Source organism: Nonomuraea dietziae (assembly GCF_014195505.1).
Classification (GTDB): Bacteria; Actinomycetota; Actinomycetes; order Streptosporangiales; family Streptosporangiaceae; genus Nonomuraea; species Nonomuraea roseola.
Window position 1 is genome coordinate 8,155,171 of the sequence record NZ_JACIBV010000001.1, and the last position, 17,520, is coordinate 8,172,690.

Annotated in this window: 19 protein-coding genes, 1 pseudogene and 1 riboswitch; of the genes and pseudogenes, 11 read left to right on the forward strand and 9 right to left on the reverse strand. The window is 70.3% G+C overall.

Annotated elements, in window-relative coordinates; all coding sequences use genetic code 11:
* Positions 1–81 precede the first annotated feature (81 nt).
* Positions 82–993, forward strand: a complete 912-nt coding sequence (locus tag FHR33_RS38845; protein WP_246452315.1) for a C40 family peptidase — start codon at positions 82–84, stop codon at positions 991–993.
* On the opposite strand, the gene FHR33_RS38850 is transcribed toward FHR33_RS38845, so the two are convergent.
* Together FHR33_RS38850 and FHR33_RS53470 are read right to left on the reverse strand one after the other, a co-directional pair.
* Positions 957–1,871 carry a LysR family transcriptional regulator gene (locus tag FHR33_RS38850; RefSeq protein ID WP_183658788.1) on the reverse strand — a complete coding sequence of 305 codons (915 nt, stop codon included), beginning with the start codon at positions 1,869–1,871 and terminating at the stop codon, positions 957–959. The two genes, FHR33_RS38845 and FHR33_RS38850, sit on opposite strands and share 37 nt — an antisense overlap.
* Positions 1,872–2,215: 344 nt before the next feature.
* Positions 2,216–2,358: riboswitch (cyclic di-AMP (ydaO/yuaA leader) on the forward strand.
* Between the two features lie 157 nt (positions 2,359–2,515).
* Positions 2,516–2,707, reverse strand: a pseudogene (locus FHR33_RS53470) (hypothetical protein); the annotation flags it as partial.
* Here FHR33_RS53470 and FHR33_RS38855 point away from each other — a divergent pair.
* The 4 genes from FHR33_RS38855 to FHR33_RS38870 all read left to right on the forward strand — a co-directional run bounded on the left by FHR33_RS38855 (position 2,627) and on the right by FHR33_RS38870 (position 6,137).
* Complete coding sequence (locus FHR33_RS38855) at positions 2,627–2,962, forward strand: C40 family peptidase (protein WP_312895920.1); 336 nt, start codon at positions 2,627–2,629, stop codon at positions 2,960–2,962. The pseudogene FHR33_RS53470 and the gene FHR33_RS38855 sit on opposite strands and share 81 nt — an antisense overlap.
* 69 nt (positions 2,963–3,031) lie before the next feature.
* Positions 3,032–3,832 (forward strand): hypothetical protein, encoded by an 801-nt coding sequence (locus tag FHR33_RS38860; protein WP_183658792.1) that lies wholly within the window; start codon positions 3,032–3,034, stop codon positions 3,830–3,832.
* A complete protein-coding gene (locus FHR33_RS38865) occupies positions 3,829–5,052 on the forward strand; it encodes a M48 family metallopeptidase (RefSeq protein ID WP_183658794.1) in 1,224 nt (407 codons plus the stop codon). The genes FHR33_RS38860 and FHR33_RS38865 overlap by 4 nt, the downstream gene beginning before the upstream one ends.
* Complete coding sequence (locus FHR33_RS38870) at positions 5,049–6,137, forward strand: glycosyltransferase family 4 protein (RefSeq protein ID WP_183658796.1); 1,089 nt, start codon at positions 5,049–5,051, stop codon at positions 6,135–6,137. The genes FHR33_RS38865 and FHR33_RS38870 overlap by 4 nt, the downstream gene beginning before the upstream one ends.
* 8 nt (positions 6,138–6,145) lie before the next feature.
* Here the strand turns inward: FHR33_RS38870 and FHR33_RS38875 are convergent, their stop codons facing one another.
* Genes FHR33_RS38875 through FHR33_RS38900 form a run of 6 tightly spaced genes read right to left on the reverse strand, consistent with a single transcriptional unit; the run spans position 6,146 to position 10,881 of the window.
* Complete coding sequence (locus tag FHR33_RS38875) at positions 6,146–6,331, reverse strand: hypothetical protein (protein ID WP_183658798.1); 186 nt, start codon at positions 6,329–6,331, stop codon at positions 6,146–6,148.
* A gap of 49 nt (positions 6,332–6,380) precedes the next feature.
* Positions 6,381–7,166, reverse strand: coding sequence for a DUF4097 family beta strand repeat-containing protein (locus FHR33_RS38880; protein ID WP_183658800.1), 786 nt, complete (start codon positions 7,164–7,166; stop codon positions 6,381–6,383).
* 39 nt (positions 7,167–7,205) lie between these two features.
* On the reverse strand, positions 7,206–7,736 hold the full coding sequence (locus tag FHR33_RS38885) for a toxin-antitoxin system HicB family antitoxin (protein ID WP_183658802.1): 531 nt from the start codon (positions 7,734–7,736) through the stop codon (positions 7,206–7,208).
* Positions 7,737–7,751: 15 nt separating this feature from the next.
* The gene (locus FHR33_RS53680) at positions 7,752–8,732 is read right to left on the reverse strand and encodes a carbohydrate ABC transporter permease (protein ID WP_425567936.1); all 981 of its coding nucleotides are present in this window, start codon (positions 8,730–8,732) and stop codon (positions 7,752–7,754) included.
* Positions 8,729–9,598: a carbohydrate ABC transporter permease gene (locus tag FHR33_RS38895; RefSeq protein ID WP_183658804.1), complete on the reverse strand. Its 870-nt coding sequence runs from the start codon at positions 9,596–9,598 to the stop codon at positions 8,729–8,731. Before FHR33_RS38895 ends, FHR33_RS53680 begins: the two co-directional genes overlap by 4 nt.
* Entirely contained in the window at positions 9,595–10,881 is a 1,287-nt protein-coding gene (locus FHR33_RS38900; protein ID WP_183658806.1) for an ABC transporter substrate-binding protein, read from the reverse strand. The genes FHR33_RS38895 and FHR33_RS38900 overlap by 4 nt, the downstream gene beginning before the upstream one ends.
* Before the next feature lie 148 nt (positions 10,882–11,029).
* On the opposite strand from FHR33_RS38900, the gene FHR33_RS38905 reads away from it, so the two are divergent.
* On the forward strand, positions 11,030–11,626 hold the full coding sequence (locus tag FHR33_RS38905) for a PadR family transcriptional regulator (RefSeq protein WP_312895922.1): 597 nt from the start codon (positions 11,030–11,032) through the stop codon (positions 11,624–11,626).
* The gene (locus FHR33_RS38910) at positions 11,613–12,809 is read left to right on the forward strand and encodes an FAD-dependent oxidoreductase (protein WP_183658808.1); all 1,197 of its coding nucleotides are present in this window, start codon (positions 11,613–11,615) and stop codon (positions 12,807–12,809) included. The genes FHR33_RS38905 and FHR33_RS38910 overlap by 14 nt, the downstream gene beginning before the upstream one ends.
* A gap of 20 nt (positions 12,810–12,829) precedes the next feature.
* On the opposite strand, the gene FHR33_RS38915 is transcribed toward FHR33_RS38910, so the two are convergent.
* Positions 12,830–14,584 (reverse strand): AMP-dependent synthetase/ligase, encoded by a 1,755-nt coding sequence (locus FHR33_RS38915; RefSeq protein WP_183658810.1) that lies wholly within the window; start codon positions 14,582–14,584, stop codon positions 12,830–12,832.
* Positions 14,585–14,742: 158 nt separating this feature from the next.
* On the opposite strand from FHR33_RS38915, the gene FHR33_RS38920 reads away from it, so the two are divergent.
* Genes FHR33_RS38920 through FHR33_RS38935 form a run of 4 tightly spaced genes read left to right on the forward strand, consistent with a single transcriptional unit; the run spans position 14,743 to position 17,511 of the window.
* Entirely contained in the window at positions 14,743–15,510 is a 768-nt protein-coding gene (locus tag FHR33_RS38920) for a metallophosphoesterase family protein (RefSeq protein ID WP_183658811.1), read from the forward strand.
* Positions 15,511–15,531: 21 nt separating this feature from the next.
* Entirely contained in the window at positions 15,532–15,969 is a 438-nt protein-coding gene (locus FHR33_RS38925) for an SRPBCC family protein (RefSeq protein WP_183658813.1), read from the forward strand.
* The gene (locus tag FHR33_RS38930; RefSeq protein WP_183658815.1) at positions 15,966–17,129 is read left to right on the forward strand and encodes an ArsA family ATPase; all 1,164 of its coding nucleotides are present in this window, start codon (positions 15,966–15,968) and stop codon (positions 17,127–17,129) included. Before FHR33_RS38925 ends, FHR33_RS38930 begins: the two co-directional genes overlap by 4 nt.
* Positions 17,122–17,511 (forward strand): DUF5304 family protein, encoded by a 390-nt coding sequence (locus FHR33_RS38935; RefSeq protein ID WP_183658817.1) that lies wholly within the window; start codon positions 17,122–17,124, stop codon positions 17,509–17,511. The genes FHR33_RS38930 and FHR33_RS38935 overlap by 8 nt, the downstream gene beginning before the upstream one ends.
* Positions 17,512–17,520: the final 9 nt, after the last annotated feature.

Sequence of the window (17,520 nt, forward strand, 5' to 3'; positions counted from 1 at the left end):
TCACTGGGAGGGCGTGTCGCTGTGGGGTTTGGCCGGGTACCGCTGGCTGCGGGTCTCGCGATCGCGACTCTTCTCCTGCCGTTGAGCGGTGCTTTCGCCGATCCCAAACCGACGATCGCGCAGGCCAAGGCGAAGCTGGAGAAGCTCAACGACAAGGCCGACAAGGTCGTCGACAGGTACAACACGGCCACGGAGAAGTACAAGAAGGCCAAGAAGGCCTACGAGGGGCTGAACTCCCGGTACAAGAGCAAGATGGCCAGGGTGGCGGGTCTGCGCGCCGAGGTCGTCGGCATGGCCATCGACACCTACCAGGCGGGCGACATCACCTCGTGGTCGACGCTTCTGGGCGACAGCGACCCCTCGGCCACGCTCGGCGGCATGGCGCTCATGGACCAGCTGACGGCCGAGCGGGCCCAGGTCCTGGCAGCCTTCGACGAGGAGAACCGCCAGCTCAAGTCCGACAGGGAGCAGGCGCAGGGCGCTCTCACCGAGGCCGACAAGCTGCGCGACGAGGTCAAGTCGGAGAAGGACAAGGTGCTCGAGCTGGTCGAGCAGCAGGAGAAGCTGCTGCGCAGGCTCGGCGCCTACCGGGTGGGCAACCCCAACAGCACCGGCATCAAGTACACGGGCTCGGCCTCGGGCAACGCCGCCTCGGTGCTCAGCTTCGCCTACGCGCAGGTCGGCAAGCCCTACCAGTACGGTGGCACGGGCCCGGGCGGCTGGGACTGCTCAGGCCTCACGCAGGCCTCCTGGCGCGCGGCCGGCGTCTCACTGCCCCGCACGACGTGGGAGCAGTGGGCCTGGGGCGCCAAGCGCAGAGTCTCCCTCGACAACCTGCAGCCCGGTGACCTCATCTTCAGCGAGGGCCTCGGGCACGTGAGCATCTACGCGGGCGGCGGCAAGATCGTGCACGCGCCGCAGACCGGTGACGTGGTCAAGGTCGTCCCGCTGTCGGCCTACGGCAGGCGGCTGGTCGGCGCGGTCCGCCCGTAGGCCGCGCTCATCGCGCGCAGAACGTCCAGATAGGCGCTCACGGCGGGCGGACGCCCGTCGGCGGGCAGGACGGCGGCGCTGATCCTTCTGGCGGGCAGCGCGGGCGATGGATGGGCGAGCCTGATGTCCGAGCGCACCGACCTGCCGGCGATGGACGGATAGAGCATCACGCCCACGCCCGCGGCCACCAGGCCCTGGCGGCCGTTCCAGTCGTCGCACAGGTGCGTGATCTTCGGCGGCCCTCCCATCGCGGCCGACAGTTCGGCCGACGGGCCGAGGCAGTCGGGGTGGGTGCCGTCGATCCAGTGCTCGGCGGCCAGGTCGGCCAGCCGTACCTGCTCCTGTGACGCGAGGGGATGGTCGGCGGGCAGGGCCACCATCGGCTCGTCGTCGAACAGGAAGAGCGTCTCGAGCCCAGGATCGGGGTCGGCGTCCCACGAGGTGACCAGCGCGACGTCGATCGCGCCTTCGAGCAGTCTCGCGTCGCCGCGCTCTCCCACGGTGAGTGAGAGCTCGACGTCGGGGTGGGTGGCGGTGAAGCGGCGGAAGCTCTCGGGGACGAACCTGGTGGCCGCGCTGGGGAAGGCCGCCACACGCACCCTGCCGCTCTCGGCGGCGGCGAAGGCTCGCAGCCTGGTCTCGAACAGGCTCATCCCGTCGACCACGGCGGCCGCCTGCTCCATGGCGGCCAGACCCGCCTCCGTGGGCTGCACGCCTCGCGGGCGGCGGTGGAAGAGCCTGACGCCCGTGCGGCGCTCCAGGGTGGCGATCTGGCGGGAGACCGCCGGCTGCGTCATCGACAGGGCCTCGGCGGCGGCGGAGAAGGAGCCGTGCCGTCCGACTTCGAGCAGGACGCGCAGGGACCACAGATCAAGCATGCGAAAAGCTTATGGCAGAGCGCTCAAACCCCTCGTTCGGCTGATGTTACTGGTGTGACTGATGTGACAAATGGGACCTGACTTCGCTAGGTGACAGCAACTGTGAGGAGGGTCACAATTGTCGCTTGCAACGGTCCATGGAGCAGTGATTTGTCTCTTGACAACCACCCGTGGACGATCTTGACTCCTTTACTTCGACTTTGCCTGCTCTTGGTGGGCGGGGTACCTTCTCGCTTCGCGGCGACCAAGCCATGGCGCCCGCCACGTCCACCGGCCCTGTCAGCGGCCGGTGTGCACGCATAACGATCCGCTGGTCGCCGCGCCGAACCCCCAGATGAGCGTGCGCGGTCGACCCGCCGAATCCGTGCGGAATGGAGCACGGAGCCGGGGACCCGAGCACCTGGGGTGAGTCCGGCCTGCGGGCCGGTAGGGCGACTTCCACGCCCGAACCCGTCAGCTAACCCGGTAGGCATTCGTGGAAGATTCAAGGAGACGTTCTGTCCACCCCTGTTAACAAGACCCGTCTGTCCTGCCTTGCCCTGAGTGGCGTCATGGCCGCGATGGGAGGAGTCGTCCTCCACGCACCAGCCGCTCACGCGACCCCCATCGAGGCGAGCGCGGCGAAGACGGCAGCAGTGAAGATCGACGTCGCGCGGACGAGCGCGGCGAAGGCGAGCGCCGGCAAGGCGCGCGTCGTGTCGAAGTCGCAGGCGAAGGCGGCTCGGCAGAAGTTGAGGGCTGCCAAGGCCGTCGGAGTGGCGAAGAAGCAGCTCGGTGACCCCTACCGCTACGGCGGGACGGGTCCGGGCTCCTTCGACTGCTCGGGTCTGGTGCAGTACGCATGGTCCAAGGCGGGGATCAGGATCCCGCGCGTGACGCACAGCCAGTACGCACGCATCAAGAAGAAGGTCTCCTGGCGCAGCCTCAAGCCCGGTGACCTGATGTTCTTCCGCGGCAAGGGCCATGTCGGCATGTACGTCGGCAAGGGCCGGATGATCCACTCACCCAGCTCGGGCAAGACGGTGCGGATCGAGAAGATCAGCGGCTGGCGCAAGTCCTCCTTCGCCGGCGCGGTCCGCCCCGGCGCGTAGGCGCACGCAGAGAGCCCCGTCCATTCCTCTGGGACGGGGCTCTCCGCCGTCCGGGCTAGCATCGCTGCCGTGGTGAGCCGAAGAGCCGTGCTGGCGGCCGCGCTGGCGGGGACGGTGCCGGGGTCGGCCGGCCCTCGCCTGCCGTCCGAGGCCCGTGGCCTGTGGGAGTCGGGTGTCACCTACGCGTACGGCGCGCGCTCGCTCGCCGTCGGCCACCACGCACCCGCCACGCTGCTTCGCGACCTCGCGGCGCGGGCCGACGCCGCCGGCCGCACGGTCTCGGCGGTGCTGCGGCGCCCCGTACGGCCGGTGGTCGTGGTGCCGGCCAGCACCGAGGAGGCGGCGGCGTTGGCCGGCACGGGCTCGCTCGAGGGGCTGGCCGCGCTGGCGTCGCGCGGAAGGGTGATCGTCGTCCCCGGCGCCTTCTCGCGGCTGACCCCCGTGGGACGCGACGTGGTGCTCGCCCACGAGCTCACCCACGTCGCAGTGGGCACGCACGGCGGCCCGGTGTGGCTGCGAGAGGGCTTCGCCGACTACGTCGGCTACCTCGGCTCGGGTCTTGAGGTCGGCGTCGCGGCCGCGGAGCTGGCCGAGGAGGTCGGCTCGGGACGGACGAGCGCCCGGCTGCCGGCCGACGGCGACTTCACGCCGGGCGCGCCCAGGCTCGCGCAGGTCTACCAGGAGTCGTGGCTGGCCTGCCGCCTGATCGCGGGCCGCTACGGCGAGCGGGCGCTGGTCGAGCTCTACGATCGGGCTGCGGGGCGCGATCTGGCCCAGGCGCTGCGCCCTCTCGGCCTGTCGGTCCCCACGCTGACCGGCCTGTGGCGCGAGTATGTCCGGGACGAGCTGACTGCGGGGGGACACGGATGAGCTGGCTGGACCGTCGGGCGGGCATCGCGCTGGCGCTGCTGGGCGCGGCGATCGTCGCGGTGGTCGCGCTCACCACCCCCTGGGGGACGATGCGGGGCGCGCCCGCCGTGCCGCCCGACCCCTCACTCGACTTCACCGCGGCCGAGATCGCCCGCTCGCGCGCCTTCGACGCGGCCACCAGCGTGCCGTCCTACCTGTCGCTCGGCCTGACCGTGCTCTTCGCGGGCGTGCTGGTGGCCACGCCATGGGGCGCCCGCCTGCTGGCCGGGCTGAAGGGGCCGTGGTGGCTGCGGGTGCTGCTCGGCGTCGTCGTGCTCACAGCGGTGGTCGAGCTGCTGCGCTGGCCGCTCGGTGTCTGGTTCGAGGGTGAGCTGCGCGAGTTCGGCCTGTCCACGCAGAACTGGGCGAGCTGGACGGGCGACAGGCTGAAGTCCATCGGGGTGCGGACCGCGATCACGGCGATCATGGTGCTGGCCGTCGTCGCTCTGGCCCGCAGGTTCGCGCGCTGGTGGATTCCCGCCGCGATCGGCGCCTTCATGCTCACCGTGGGCGCCTCCTTCGTCTATCCGGTCGTCTTCGAGCCTCTCTTCAACGACTTCAGGTCGATGCCGGCGGGACAGCTGCGCACCGACCTGCTGGAGCTGGCCGAGCGCGCCGACGTGCCCGTCGAGGACGTGCTGGTGGCCGACGCCTCCCGCAGGACCACCTCGCTGAACGCCTACGTCTCGGGTTTCGGGGCCACCCGGCGCATCGTCGTCTACGACACGCTGCTGGCCGCGCCGGAGAAGGAGGTGGAGCTGATCATCGCCCACGAGCTCGGGCACGCCAAGTACAACGACGTCCTTCACGGCACGCTCCTCGGCGCGCTCGGCGCGGGCTTTGGCGCGGTGCTGCTGTTCTGCGTGGCCCCGCTGTGGAAGCGTCCGCTGTCCGAGCCCGTGGCGACGGCGGCGATCATGGGCTTCCTCTCGCTGGCGACCGTGCTGTCAGGTCCGGGGCAGAATCTCGTCAGCCGCCACATCGAGGCCAGGGCCGACCTGCACGCGCTCGATCTCACCCGCGACCCGCGGACGTTCGTCGCGATGCAAAAACGCCTGGCAATAACCAACATTTCCGACTTGTCGCCGGATGTCGTGGAATATGTGCTCTATGCCTCGCATCCGACCGCTCCACAGCGCATCGCCATGGCCCGCTCGTGGGAGCTCATGAAGGCCCCGTGAGCAGGGTCCTCATCGTCACGAACGACTTTCCGCCCAGGCCGGGCGGCATCCAGTCGTTCGTGCACGGGCTCGCGCTGCGCACGCCGTCCGTGCTGGTCTACGCCCCGCGCTGGCGGGGCTGCGAGGAGTTCGACGCCCAGCAGCCCTACCCGGTCGTCAGGCACCCGACCTCGCTCATGCTGCCCACGCCGGGGGTGGCGCGCACGGCGGCGCGGCTGGTGGCCGCGCACGGGGCCGACACCGTCGTCTTCGGCGCGGCGGCGCCTCTCGGCCTGCTGGCCCCCCGCCTGCGCGCGGCAGGAGCGCGCAGGATCGTCATGCTCACCCATGGGCACGAGTCGTCGCCGCTGTTCCGCCCCCTGATGCGGCGGATCGGCTCCCATGCCGACGTGGTCACCTACCTCGGCTCCTACACGCACGCCAGGCTCTCCTCCCTGATCCCTCAGGGCAAGCTCGTACGGCTGGCGCCGGGCGTCGACGCCGACGTCTTCAGGCCTCCCACCGAGCCCGCGCGCCTCAGGAACGCGCTCGGCCTAGGGGACAGGCCCGTCGTGGTGTGCGTCTCCAGGCTCGTGCCGCGCAAGGGCCAGGACCAGCTGATCCGCGCGTGGCCGCTGGTGCTGAGGTCGGTGCCCTCCGCGGTGCTGCTCGTCGTGGGCGGAGGGCCCTACCGGCGGCGGCTGGCCGCGATGGCCGCGCACCTGGGCGAGGCGGTGCGCTTCACCGGGGTGGTGCCCGCTTCGGAGCTGCCCTCGTACTACGCGGCGGGCGACGTCTTCGCCATGCCCTGCCGTACGCGGATGGGCGGGATGGACGTCGAGGGGCTGGGGATCGTCTTCCTCGAGGCCTCGGCGACGGGGCTGCCGGTGGTGGCGGGGGCCTCGGGAGGAGCGCCGGACGCGGTCCGGCACGGGGAGACGGGTCTCGTGGTGGACGGCAGGTCGGTGCCGGAGGTCGCGGGAGCGTTGGTCGAGCTCCTCGTCGACAGGGACAGGGCGCGCAAGATGGGGGAGAGGGGAAGGGAGTGGGTGGCGGGCGAGTGGGACTGGTCGCGCGTCGCGGCCCGCTTCCACGCGCTGCTCTGAGCGCGCGGCTAGTGAGAGGGGCGCAGGCGGGGGCGCTGGACGGGGTCGAGGGAGTCGGCCAGGCGGTGCAGGCGCAGGGCCAGCGTGTGGCGGAAGGGCGCCCGCCTTCGCGCGAGGGCGGACAGGCGCTCGGCCTCGGCGATCCGCTCGCGGTGGAGGGCCTGGACGTGCATCAGGGTCAGCTGGTTGTTCATGACAGATCCGTTCTCCGGTGGCAGGTGTGCGGGTGGGCGGGCGGGTGGTTCACCGGGTGCTCGCCCGCAGGACGGCGATGTCGCCGCTCAGCGTGCGGGCGTGCACCTCGAGGGTCTCGGCGGCGTCGCCTGGCTCGCCCGACTGCTCGAGCTCGGAGCTGACGCGCCCCGACAGCGAGGAGATCTCGAGCCAGGCGGCGCTGCCCTCCGTGACCGCGAGCGTGACGTTGCCGGAGGCGCTCCTGGCGTTGACCTGGCCTCTGGTGACGGCGTGCACGACGATGTCGCCCGAGGCCGTGCGGCTGGTGACATCGCCGTGGGCGCGGCCGATCACGGCCGAGCCCGAGGCGGTGGTGACGTTGACGTGGCCGCCGACGGAGCCGACGCCGACCTTGCCCGAGGTGGCGTCGATGACCGCGTCACCCTCGATGACGTCACATCTGACGTCACCTGACGCCGTGGTGATGCGCAGAGCGACGGCGTGCTCCACGGTGACGTCGCCCGAGGCGCACGTGATGGCGACCTCGCCCAGCCGTCCCGTGGTGGTGACATCGGTCGAGGCGGTGTGGGCCAGCAGGCTCGACCCCTCGGGCAGGGCGATGTCGACGTGGACGGCGCGCCTGCTCCGCTGTCCGTCGGGGGCCTTGACGGTGATCACCCCGTCGGCCTGCTCGACCAGGATCGACCGGGCGTAGGCGTGGTCGTCGGAGCTCGCGGGCTCGGCGGGGCGCACCTCGACCACGGTGTCCTGACGCTCGGTGGCGCAGACGCGCAGGTCGCCCGCGGGGAGGTCGACGTGGACGGCGGGGGGCGTGGGGGTGGAGAAAACGGGCATGGTGGAGCTCCGTCTCTGTGCGTGGGATGAGGGAGAAGGTCAGCGGACCCAGCCGCTGATGCGGCGTCCGGCGCCGGGAGGAGAGGGACGCTGCTGAGGGTCGGACAGCGCCGCGGTCAGCGCCCTGACCAGCCAGGCGTTGACCGAGGCCCCCGAGGAAGCGGCGGCCTGCTCGATGCGGCTCTTCAGCGACTCGGGCAGCCGCAGGGTCATCCTGGCCGTGCCCTGCTCGCCCTCGCCCGGCGGCGCGGGAGGGGCGGGAGGCTCAGGAGGCGGCGGCGGGAACGGCGGCTGCCCGGGGCCGGTCGCGGGGCTGCCGTGCCAGTGGTCGGGCACGGTGAGCACGAACTGGGGCTCTCTGCCGCGCATGCGCACATCGACGACCCCGGGATCGAGCTGCCTGGTCAGCTCGTCGGCGGCCTCGGAGAGCACCTCGATGAGCGTCAGCCTGACCGCCGAGTCGAGCATCGCGGTGAGGCGCTCGGCGGTGGCGCGGGCCTCAGGCCCCGCCGCGTCGGCAGCGTCGCCGAACTCCCTGCGCAGGTTCTCGATGTACGACGTCAGATCCATGACGTCATCATGACATCAATCTGACGTCATCGCAAGCGGCGTGGTGACGCCACCGGCGTCAACGCTCCAAGACGGGCCGGTCAGCCCTTGGTCGAACCGAGCGTGAGGCCCGAGACGAACTGCTTGTGCAGGAGCTGGAAGACGATCAGCGTCGGCAGTGCCACCAGCAGCGACCCCGCGGCCAGCAGGTTGTAGTCGGTGAAGAACTGCCCGCGCAGGTTGTTCAGCGCCGAGGTGACGGGCAACTTGTCGCCTGAGGACATCAGCACCAGCGCCCAGAGGAAGTCGTTGTACATCCAGGTGAACTGCAGCGTCGACAACGCCGCCAGTGCGGGACGGCACAGCGGCAGCGTGAGCTGCCAGTAGCGTCGCCACACGCCGGCCCCCGTCGACCATCGCCGCCTCCGAGATCTCCTCGGGGATGGTCCGCATGAAGTTGGCCAGCACGAACACGCAGAAGCCGAACTGGAAGGCCACGTGGATGAGGATCAGCCCGAGATAGGAGTCGTACAACGACAGCGAGTCCGACAGCCACCACGGCAGCGGGATCAGCGTGTACAGGGTGTAGAGCGGCGTGATCAGCACCTGGGGCGGGAGCAGGTTGCCCGCGGTGAAGACCACCAGCAGCACCTTGCGTCCTGGAATGCGCAGCCTGGCGATGGCGAAGGCGGTGAAGGAGGCCATCAGCAGCGTGAGGATCACGCCGGGCACCACGATGATCAGCGTGTTGAGGTAGTACTTCGGCAGATCGGCCTGGCTCCAGGCCTGGCCGTAGTAGTCGAGCGTGAGCGAGCGGGGCAGCGAGAAGTAGCCGAACCTGGCCGTCTCCTCGTACGGCCTGAGCGAGGCGTAGACGGCCAGCAGCAGCGGCAGCAGCCATCCGAGGGCGACCAGCGCGAGGAAGAGGTGCAGTACCAGCCTTGACGGCCGGAAGGGCCGCTTGGCCGGCGGCCTTCCGGGCTCCACCGCGGTGGGGCGCGAGGCGGTCGGCGTCACCGGCGATCCTCCTTGAACAGCTGCGAGAGGTAGGTGACGATGAACGCCATCGAGATCACCAGCAGGATCACCGCGATCGCCGAGCCGAAGCCGATCCTGCTGGCCTCGCCCACGATGTTCTCCGTGACCAGCACCGACAGCAGCTCCAGGCCGTTCCTGCCCTTGTTGATGGCGTAGACGATGTCGAAGGCCCTGAGCGCCTCGATCACCGTGATCACCAGGACGATGACGTTGATGGGCCGCAGCGTGGGGAAGACGACGCGGAAGAAGGTCTGCGCCTCGCTCGCCCCGTCGATCGCCGCGGCCTCCTTGAGCGCGGGGTCGACCGCCTTCAACCCGGCCAGATAGATGATCATGACGTAGCCGACGTGCCGCCAGGCCGCCGCGACCATGACGACCCAGATGTTGATGGAGCTGTCGCCGAGCCAGTCGGTGGTCAGCCCGGTCACGGCGTTGAGCACGCCGTAGTCGGAGGAGTAGACGAGCTGGGCGATGAAGCCCACCACGGCAAGCGACAGCACCACCGGCATGTAGAGCGCGCTCTGGTAGACCCGCGACAGCCTGAGCCGCCGGTCCAGCAGCACCGCGCAGAACAGGCCGAACGGCGTCGCGACCAGGCCGAGGAAGGCCAGCCACAGCACGTTGTTGCGGACAGCCGACCAGAACGGCGGGTACTCCTCCGCCAGGTCGCCGTAGTTGCGCGTGCCGATCCAGCGCAGCTCGGAGATGCCGTTCCAGTCGGTGCCCGACAGCGCGACGGAGGCCAGCGTGGGGCCCCAGATGAGGGCCAGGTTGACCAGGACGGCCGCCCCGAGGCCGAAGCCCAGGACGGCGAGGTCCCTGCGGGAGTAGCGTCGAGTGATCAACGGAAGATGTTGGCCTTCTGCGCCTCGATGTCCTTGAGCAGCGGGTCGATGTCGTCGGGTTCGCCGACGAAGCGCTGCAGCGCGGGGATCATCACGGTCGAGGCGAAGTCGGGCCTGGTGTCGCGGTCGAGGAACTGGGCGATGTGCGTGGCCTGCGAGACGAGTTCGGCGCCGCGCTTCTGCAGGGCGCTGTAGCCGCTGGTGTCGGCCTTGGAGCTGGAGGCCAGCGTGCCGGGGTCGAGCTTGGTGGCCGCGTTCTGCGAGGAGGCCTGCGCTAAGTGCTTGAGCAGCGCCTTGGCGCCGTCCACGTTCTTGGCCTTGGCCGAGATCATGTAGCCGTCGATGGGCGCGTCGATGGAGTCGGTGCCGAACCGCGGGTTGATCTCGGGGAAGGTGAAGAAGTCGAGGTCGTCGCGTTCGGCCTCGGGGAACTGCTGGGCGACGAACATGCCGAGCAGGTACATGCCGGTCTTCTTCTGGGCGAGCGACTGGCCCGCCTCCTGCCAGGTACGGCCGAGCGCGGCGGGCTGGTGGAACTCCATCAGCCCTCGCCAGGTGTCGAAGACCTGCTTGACCTTCGGGTCGGTCCACGACTCCTTGCCCGCCATGAGCGAGATGTGGAAGTCGTAGCCGTTTGTCCGCATGTTGAGGATGTCGAAGGTGCCCATCGCGGGCCAGCCGTCCTTGTCGGCGAAGGCGAGGGGGACCAGCCCGTCGGCCTTCATCTTCCTGGCCAGCGCGGTGAACTCGTCGAGGGTCGTGGGCGGCACGTAGCCCTTCTCCTCCCACAGGCTCCTGCGGTAGAAGACCGCCCATGGGTAGTAGGTGAACGGCACGAAGTACTGCTTGCCGTCCGAGCCCGTCGAGGCCGCCTTGAAGGCGGGGGTGTAGTCGCCTCCGATCTCCTGCCACACGTCGGAGATGTCGGTGGCCAGGCCCTGCTCGGCGAAGAACTGCATCCGGTAGCCGGCGAACCAGGTGAAGACGTCGTCGGGCGTGCCCTTGAGGTAGCGGTTGATGTTCTCCTGGAAGGTGTTGTGGTCGACGGTGTTGATCCTGACGTCGGCCTGGGTGAAGGCCTTGACCACGGTTTCCAGTGACTTCTTGGGGATCTCGTCGGAGGCGTTGGAGCCGATCGTCACCGTGCCGCGCGCGGCCGAGCCGCTCGCGCCCTGCGTGTTCTGGGTGTTGGGGTTGCCGCAGCCCGCCAGGATCGCGGGGACTCCGAAGGCGGCGGCACCGAGCAGCATGCTCCTGCGGGTGATCGGCAGACGTGGGGTCATGGTGGGTTCCTCCTAGACCGACCCTCAGATTCCCCCGATATCACGCACGTTTCCCCATAAACAGCGCGCATGTCAACGAACCTTTTCTAACGGTTGCGCCTCGCCTATAGTTGGTATCAACTAGTTGACGTCAACTAAGGGAGTGTCCGTGCGCAAGGTGTCCAACCCGCTGGCGTTGGCGGTGCTCGCGTTCCTGCTGATGGAGCCGATGCATCCGTACGAGCTGGGGCGGCGGCTGCAGGAGACCGCGAAGGACCGCAGCTTCAGGTACAACAGGGGCTCGCTCTACATGGTCGTCAAGCAGCTGGCCAAGGCCGGCTTCATCGTCGAGCAGGGCAGCGTGCGCGACACCGAGCGGCCCGAGCGCACGCTCTACGCGCTCACCGACGAGGGCCGCGCCGAGCTCCACGACTGGCTGCGCGAGCTGGTCGCCACGCCGAAGGCGGAATATCCGCACTTCGGGGCCGCGCTGTCGCTGCTGAGCGTCCTCGACCCCGCCGAGGCCGTCGAGCTGCTCGGACGGCGGTCGGCCACGCTGGCCGAGGAGGCCGCGCAGATCCGCGAGGCCGTGCGCGCGGCGGCCGAAGGCGGCGTCGGGTGGGTCTTCCTCGTCGACGACGAGTACAGGCTCGCGCTGCTCGAGGCCGAGCTGCGCTTCGTCGCCACGCTCGTCGACTCGCTCGGCCGGTCGGACTACATCGAGACATGGCACACGATCTTCGGGAGTCGCAATGACGGCGGTTAGAACGGCACTGGTGGTCGGCGGCGGCATCGCAGGACCGGTCACCGCGATGGCGCTGCGCCGCGCGGGCATCGAGGCGACGGTCTTCGAGGCCTACGCGGGCGGCGCCGAGGGCATCGGGGGAACGCTCACCATCGCGCCCAACGGGCTCGACGCGCTGCGGGCCGTGGGCGCGGAGGCGGCCGTCAGGGCTGTCGGCCAGCCGGTGACGCGCACGGTGGTCAGCGACGGAAGGGGCAGGCGGATCGGCGAGCTGGACAGCCTGCGCGACCTGCCGCCCAGCCAGGCCATGTGGCGCGCCGAGCTCTACGCCGCCGTGCACGAGCAGGCGGTGGCCCAGGGCGTGCGCGTGGAGCACGGCAGGCGCCTGGTCGGCGTCGAGGAGACAGGGTCCGGCATCACCGCGCGGTTCGCCGACGGCGGCGGCGCGAGCGCGGACCTGCTCGTCGGCGCGGACGGCATCCGCTCGACGGTCCGCGGCCTGATCGACCCCGGCGCTCCTGGGCCGGCCCACGTCCCGTTGCTGAACTTCGGCGGGCCGGCCGACTACGCCGTCCCCGGCGCCAGGACCGACACCACCTACTTCGTCTTCGGCTCCAGGGGGTTCCTCGGCTACTGGGTGCAGCCCGACGGCCGCACCGCCTGGTTCGCCAACCTGCCCCACAAGGAGCCGATGTCGGCGGCGCAGGCGCGCAGGAGGCCCAAGGGCGAATGGCTGCGCCTGCTGCGAGAGATCTACGCCGGCGACAGGCCTGGCGCCGAACTGCTGCGGCACACCGACCCCGAGGAGCTGGTCGCGCTGGGCTCGGTGGAGATCATGCCGAGCGTGCCGCACTGGCACCGGGGCAGGATGGTGCTGGTCGGCGACTCGGCCCACGCGCCCTCACCCAGCTCGGGCCAGGGCGCCTCACTCGCCGCCGAGAGCGCGGTCGAGCTCGCCCGCTGCCTGCGCGACCTGCCCGACGTCACCCGCGCCTTCGAGGCGTACGTGCGGCTGCGCCGTACCCGTGTGGAGAAGGTGGCGGCCCGCGCGGCGAAGACCAACAACACCAAGACCCTCGGGCCCGCGGCCATCTCGATGATGCGGCTGATGATGCCGCTGGCGGTGCGGACCTTCCTCAAGCCCGAGCGGACGCTCGGCCTCGAGCAGCGCCATCACGTCGACTGGAACGCCGTCGTGGGGTGAGGCAGGGCCCCACCCCTGCCTCACCTCTCGTACAGGGCGTCGATGTCGGCGGCGAAGTCGCGCATCACCAGGTTGCGCTTGACCTTCAGCGTCGGCGTCAGGTGGCCGCTCTCCTCGGTGAGGTCCTCTTCCAGGATCACGAACTTCTTGATCTGCTCGGCCTTCGACACGGTGGTGTTGGCCGTGTCGACAGCCGACTGGACCTCGGCCAGCACGCCTGCGTCGGCCCTGGCCTCCTTCGGCGACAGGCCGCGCTGGGCGAGGGCCTCGGGGTCGAGGGTGATCAGCACCGCGGCGAAGGGCCGGCCGTCGCCGACGATCATGGCCTGGGAGATCAGCGGATGGGCGCGGATCGCGTCCTCCATGGGAGCGGGGGCGATGTTCTTGCCCGCCGCCGTCACCAGGATCTCCTTCTTGCGCCCGGTGATGCGCAGGTAGCCGTCGGAGTCGAGCTCGCCGACGTCGCCGGTGTGGTACCAGCCGTCGGCGTCGATCGCGGCGGCCGTGGCCTGGTCGTTGTTCCAGTAGCCGTCGAAGACGTGACGGCCCTTGGTGAGAATCTCGCCGTCGTCGGCGATGAGGACGCCGGCGCCGGGGATCGGCTTGCCGACGGTGCCGATCTTGTTGGCGCCCGGCAGGTTGACCGAGACCGGGGCCGTGGTCTCGGTCAGGCCGTAGCCCTCGAAGACCTCGATGCCGACGCCGGTGAAGAAGTGACCGAGGCGCTCGCCGAGCGCGCCGCCGCCGGAGACCGCCGCGGACAGGCGGCCGCCGGTGGCCTGGCGGAGCTTGGCGTAGACGAGCCTGTCGAACAGGGCGTGCCGCAGGCGCAGGCCGAGCGGCGCGCCGCCGGAGGCCTGGGCCCTGCTGTAGGCGATGGCCACGTCGGCGGCGCGGGCGAAGATCTTGCCCTTGCCGCCGGCGACGGCCTTCTGCTCGGCGCCGTTGTAGACCTTCTCGAACACGCGCGGCACGCCGAGCAGGAACGTCGGCTGGAAGGCGGCCAGGTCGGGCGCGACGTTCTTCATGTTCGGCGTGTGGGCCATGATCGTGCCGGTCTCGACCAGCACGATCTGGATCACCCTGGCGAAGACGTGCGCCAGCGGCAGGAACAGCAGCGCCGCCCTGCCCGGGCTGTCGAAGAGCCGGTCAAGAGGGCCTCGCGCCACGTTGATGGAGGTGAACAGCAGGTTGTCGTGGGTGAGGCGACAGCCCTTCGGCCTGCCCGTGGTGCCCGAGGTGTAGATGATCGTCGCGAGGTCGGCGCCCGACCTGCTGGTACGGCGCGCCTCGAGCTCCTCGTCGGAGACGCCGGGCCCGGTGAGCGAGGCGATCTCGTCGACCCGCCACAGGTGCTCGAGACCCGGGTGCGCCGCCTTGACCGTCTCCTCGTGCGCGTCGAGCTCGACGAAGGCGGCCTTGGCGCCGCTGTCGGTCAGGATCCAGGCGACCTGCTCGGTGGCGGAGGTCTCGTAGATCGGCACGCTGACCGCGCCCGCGGCCCAGATGGCGTAGTCGATGACGGTCCACTCGTAGCGCGTGCGCGACATGAGCGCGACCCTGTCGCCAGGCTCGACCCCCGCGGCGATGAGGCCCTTGGCCAGCGCGGCGACCTCGTCGCGGAACTCGCGAGCGGTGACGGCGGGCCAGCTGTCGCCGTCCTTCCTGCGCATCACGATCGCCCCTGGTTCCTGCTCGCCACGCCTGAACACCGTGTCGGCGCAGCTGGCGGTATGCGGAACATCCACCAGGACGGGAACGCTGTACTCGCGCACGGATCACTCCTCCGGGTGCACGCTTCTGGGACGACCGAGGACGCTACAGGGTTAAGTTACGCGTGGGTAGCTTCGTCACAGAGGCGTTATCAAGGGCTTTCATCACGCTAGCAGTCGCCGGGCGCTACTCCGCTCATCCGATCTTCTAGGCTGCGGGCATGCGGGTCCATGTCGTGAGCGATGTCCACGGAAGCGTCGAGGCGCTGGCGCGCGCGGGCGACGGCGCCGACGCGCTGATCTGCCTGGGCGACCTGATCCTCTTCATCGACTACGACGACCACGCGCAGGGGATCTTCCCCGAGCTGTTCGGCGCCGACCAGGCCGAGCGGTTCATCGCGCTGCGCACCGCCAAGCGGTTCGACGAGGCCAGGGCCATGTCGGCGCGGCTGTGGGCGAGCCTCGAAGGCGATCCGCGTGAGCACATCGAGCGCATCGTCAGGCGGCAGTACGAGAGCCTGTTCGCCGCCATGCCGACGCCGGCCTACCTGACCTACGGCAACGTCGACCTGCCGAGGCTGTGGGGCGACTACCTCAGGCCCGGTCTCCACGTGCTCGACGGGCAGACGGTCGAGCTCGGCGGGCTGCGGTTCGGCTTCGTCGGAGGCGGCCTGCGCACGCAGTACCGCACGCCCTACGAGATCAGCGACGAGGAGTTCGCCGCCAAGGTGGAGGCGGTCGGCGAGGTGGACGTGCTGTGCTGCCACATCCCCCCTGCCGTGCCCGAACTGCTCTACGACGTGGTGGCCAGGCGCTACGAGCGCGGCAGCGAGGCGACCCTGGCCGCCATCAGGAGGACCCAGCCGCGCTACGCGCTGTTCGGCCACGTCCACCAGCCGCTCCACGCCCGCACGAGGATCGGCAGGACCGAGTGCGTGAACGTCGGCCATTTCCGCGGAAAGGGCGTTCCCTACGTCCTCCAGTGGTAGCCCGACCGGTACCGTTGACGCATGGCTGATCGCACCACTTCGAGCATCACCGTCGACGCCGACCGCTCCCACGTGATGACGGTCATCGCCGACTTCGGCTCCTACCCCGAATGGGCCGGTCAGGTGAAGTCCGCCGAGGTCCTGTCCAGCGGTCCTGACGGCCGCCCGCAGACCGTGCGCTTCGTGCTCGACGCGGGCGTCATCAGCGACACCTACACCCTCGGCTACGACTGGAACGACGACGAGAGCGTCAGCTGGCAGGTTGTCGAGGCGGGCACGATGGTGCGCGAGCTGAAGGGGAGCTACACCCTCTCCGAGCGGAGCGGCGGCACCGAGGTGACCTACGAGCTGGCGGTCGACCTGAAGGTCCCGATGATCGGCATGATCAAGCGCAAGGCCGAGAAGGTGATCGTCGACACCGCCCTCAAGGGCCTGAAGAAGCGCGTCGAACGCCGATGAGGGTCCTGCTCTTCACCGGCAAGGGCGGCGTCGGAAAGACCACGGTGGCCGCGGCCACGGCGACGCTGGCCGCGCGCAGAGGGCTGAAGACGCTGGTCGTCTCCACCGACACCGCGCACTCCCTGGCCGACGCGCTCGGCGTCAGCGTCGACGACCGGCCCGTGGAGATCGAGCCGGGGCTGCACCTGCACCAGGTCGACACCCAGCGATCCCTCGAACGCCACTGGGGAGAGCTCCAGGACTACGCCAGGGGGCTGTTCGCCGAGCTCGGCCTCGACGAGATCACCTCCGAGGAGATCACCGTCCTGCCGGGGGCCGAGGAGGTCATCGCCCTGCTCGAACTGCGCGAGCAGGCGCGCTCGGGCCACTGGGACGTGATCGTGGTCGACTGCGCGCCCACCGCGGAGACGCTGCGCCTGCTGGCGCTGCCCGAGGCGCTCGACTGGCACGTCTCCCGCCTGCTGCCTGTCGGCCGCAGGCTGATGAAGATCGTCTCGCCGTTCGTGCGGAGCGTCGCCCACGTCAGCACGCCCGGCGAGGAGGTGATGAGCGCGGGTGAGCGCTTCCACCGCGGACTCATGGAGGTGCGCGAGCTGCTGACCGGCGACTGCGCCTCCGTCCGCCTCGTGCTGACGCCCGAGTCCGTGGTCCTCGCCGAGGCCAGGCGCACCCTCACCTCGCTCAACCTGTACGGCTACCGCGTCGACGCGGTGATCGCCAACCGGGTCTTCCCCTCGGAGGGCGCCGACGAGTGGCGGGCCCAGTGGGTCGAGGCGCAGGGCAGGCTGCTGGCGGAGGCGGAGGAGTCGTTCGCGCCGCTGCCCGTCCACGTCGTGCCGTACCTGCGGGGCGAGCCCGTCGGCGGCGACGCGCTCGCCGCGGTGGGGGAGAGCCTCTACGGCGACGGCGATCCCTTCGCCAAGCCCTCCGTCGAGGCGCCGCTGACCTTCGACAGGCACGAGCTCACCCTCGCCCTCCCCGGCGCCGACAAGGACGACGTCGATCTGGCGCGCAAGGGCGACGAGCTGATCGTGACCGCAGGGCCGTACCGCAGGATCCTGGCCTTGCCCGCGGCGCTGGCACGCAGGAAGATCAGCGGTGCGGTGCTCCGCGACGGCCGCCTGCGGGTACGGTTCGTGGCAGGAGGGCGAGATGACTGAGAGCAACGAAAGAGACCCCATCGGCACCGTCGCCGACGAGGCGCGCAAGCTGTTCGACACGCTGCAGGGGCGGGCCACCCGTCAGGTCGGCAGGACGGTGTTCAACTCGTTCACCGGTGGCGGCCGTCAGGACGGGGACGTGTGGGGCGAGGCCGTCGCCGAGCACCCCGAGGGCGAGTACATCTGCCGCGCCTGTCCCGTCTGCAGGGCGATCGCCGCGCAGAAGGAGTCGGGCGCCGACGTGACAGGGCACCTGATGGCCGCGGGCGGCGAGCTGTTCGCCGCCTTCCGGCAGGCACTGGACGCGCTGAGCCGTCCGAGCTCCCCCCGAGCGCCCCGCGAGGAGCGGCGCGAGGACGTGGAGCACATCGACCTGGGCTGAGGGGCCCGG

Coding starts and splice junctions, on each gene's coding strand:
- FHR33_RS38880 (WP_183658800.1), bottom strand. CDS start 7,166: ATGCCCGTTTTCTCCACCCCCACGCCCCCCGCCGTCCACGTCGACCTC.
- FHR33_RS38930 (WP_183658815.1), top strand. CDS start 15,966: ATGAGGGTCCTGCTCTTCACCGGCAAGGGCGGCGTCGGAAAGACCACG.
- FHR33_RS38875 (WP_183658798.1), bottom strand. CDS start 6,331: ATGAACAACCAGCTGACCCTGATGCACGTCCAGGCCCTCCACCGCGAG.
- FHR33_RS38925 (WP_183658813.1), top strand. CDS start 15,532: ATGGCTGATCGCACCACTTCGAGCATCACCGTCGACGCCGACCGCTCC.
- FHR33_RS38935 (WP_183658817.1), top strand. CDS start 17,122: ATGACTGAGAGCAACGAAAGAGACCCCATCGGCACCGTCGCCGACGAG.
- FHR33_RS38885 (WP_183658802.1), bottom strand. CDS start 7,736: ATGGATCTGACGTCGTACATCGAGAACCTGCGCAGGGAGTTCGGCGAC.
- FHR33_RS38920 (WP_183658811.1), top strand. CDS start 14,743: ATGCGGGTCCATGTCGTGAGCGATGTCCACGGAAGCGTCGAGGCGCTG.
- FHR33_RS38850 (WP_183658788.1), bottom strand. CDS start 1,871: ATGCTTGATCTGTGGTCCCTGCGCGTCCTGCTCGAAGTCGGACGGCAC.
- FHR33_RS38900 (WP_183658806.1), bottom strand. CDS start 10,881: ATGACCCCACGTCTGCCGATCACCCGCAGGAGCATGCTGCTCGGTGCC.
- FHR33_RS38910 (WP_183658808.1), top strand. CDS start 11,613: ATGACGGCGGTTAGAACGGCACTGGTGGTCGGCGGCGGCATCGCAGGA.
- FHR33_RS38865 (WP_183658794.1), top strand. CDS start 3,829: ATGAGCTGGCTGGACCGTCGGGCGGGCATCGCGCTGGCGCTGCTGGGC.